The 1,835-nt window shown below is 66.3% G+C and carries 1 protein-coding gene and 1 pseudogene; one reads left to right on the plus strand and one right to left on the minus strand.

From position 1 onward, the window contains the following. Positions 1-118: 118 nt before the first annotated feature. Positions 119-1,207, minus strand: a complete 1,089-nt coding sequence (moaA, locus tag AD89_RS0117190; protein ID WP_025780827.1) for a GTP 3',8-cyclase MoaA — start codon at positions 1,205-1,207, stop codon at positions 119-121. Between the two features lie 41 nt (positions 1,208-1,248). Between moaA and AD89_RS0117195 the strand changes: the two are divergent. Next, a pseudogene (locus AD89_RS0117195) lies at positions 1,249-1,835 on the plus strand (molybdopterin molybdotransferase MoeA); the annotation flags it as partial.

Genomic DNA, 1,835 nt, shown 5'->3' on the forward strand with positions numbered 1-1,835 from the left:
CAGCCGCCTCGGCGAGGGTCGTGACGAGCTCATCGACGGACCCGGCATTCATCTGTGATTCGCGGGCGCCGAAGGCCTCGCGGGCTGCGGCGAAGAACCGAACGGTGATGGTGGGCACTTATCCTCCGATGGCGCTCATGGGACGCTGCGGCTGCTCGAACGAATCCGTGTCCATCCCATGACCGGCGAGCTTCTTCCAATGCGCACCCTTCCACAGGTTCGCAATCGAATCGTCCGAGGCCCCCTCGCGCATCGCGGTGAGCAGATCGACCTCGGTGCGGGAGAACAGGCAGGTGCGCACACGACCCTCTGCGGTCAGCCGCGTGCGGGTGCAGTCCGCACAGAACGGACGCGTGACAGAAGCGATGATTCCGACGGTGCCGAGGATCGTATCGGGACGGCGTCGATCGGCGACGAGGAACTTCTCGGCCGGGGCGCCGTTGCGCGGAGCCGAATCCGGGGTGAGCACGAAGCGGGGCTCGAGGAGGGCGAAGATGTCCGCGGCGGTGATCATCGACGTTCGATCCCAGGAATGTCCGGCATCCAGGGGCATCTGCTCGATGAACCGCAGACTCAGATCCTGCTCGAGGCACCACTGCAGCAGATCCGGAGCCTGTGCATCGTTGACGCCGGGCAGCAGCACGGCATTGATCTTCACGGGCTCGAGGCCGGCGGCCTTCGCCCCGTCGATGCCCTCGAGCACCCGTTTGAGGAACGGACGTCGGGTCATGGACTCGAAGGTCTCCGGATCGATCGTGTCGAGAGAGACGTTGATGCGATCGAGTCCCGCGTCCTTCAGCCGTGCGGCGCGTTTGTCGAGCCCGATCGCGTTCGTCGTCAGTGCGATGTTCGGTCGCGGCTCCAGTGCCGCAACGCCGGCGATGATGTCGTTGATGTCCTTGCGTGTCAGGGGTTCGCCGCCGGTGAACCGGACCTGGTCGACGCCGAACTTCTCTACCGCGATGCGGACGAAGCGGACGATCTCGTCGCCGGTCATCGCGGAACCGCGGGACATGAACTCGACGCCTTCCTCCGGCATGCAGTAGGTGCAGCGCAGGTTGCAGAAGTCCGTGAGGGAGATGCGGAGGTCGCGAGCGCGGCGATCGAAGGTGTCGAGCAGTGCGTCCTCGGTGTGGCCGGTGAACTCCTCGCCCGGGTCGACCGTCGGAGTTCTGAGCACCGGCATGGGCAGGCCGATCTTCTCCATTGCGTCATCCTCCTTGAAAAGCGTGTCGATATCATCGTCCCATGACTACTGCGAAGATGCACCGTGAGCGGATATCCGAGATGATCGCGCCCCTGACCGGTCCGGTGAGCCTGCCGCTGAGTTCTCTGCTGGAGACGCCGAGGCGGCTGACCGCCGATGTGGAATCGCCGATCGATGTCCCCGGCTTCGACAACTCGAGCATGGACGGCTACGCCCTGGCCGCCGCCACCGTCGACGAGATGCGCGACCGCCCGATTCCCGTGCACGGGCGTGTCGCCGCCGGTGCACACGGTCAGCCGGTGCTGCCGGGCACCGCAGTGGAGATCATGACCGGGGCGCCGCTGCCTGCGGGCACCGATATGGTCGTCAAGATCGAGGACACCTCCCCGGGTCGCTTCGGAGCCGATGCCATCACCCTCGACGCTCGTGCAGAACCACGCCCGGGAACCTTCGTCCGACGCCGCGGATCCGACGTCCGCACCGGTCAGACCGTGCTGAGTGCGGGCACCTTGCTGACACCGGCCCACCTCGGCGTGACCGCCGCGTGTGGGGTGAACCAACTTCCGGTGCTCGGTCTCCCGCGCGTGCTCGTCGTGAGCACGGGTGATGAGATCGCCGCCGAGGCGGC

Source organism: Brevibacterium sp. VCM10 (assembly GCF_000583215.1).
Classification (GTDB): Bacteria; Actinomycetota; Actinomycetes; order Actinomycetales; family Brevibacteriaceae; genus Brevibacterium; species Brevibacterium linens.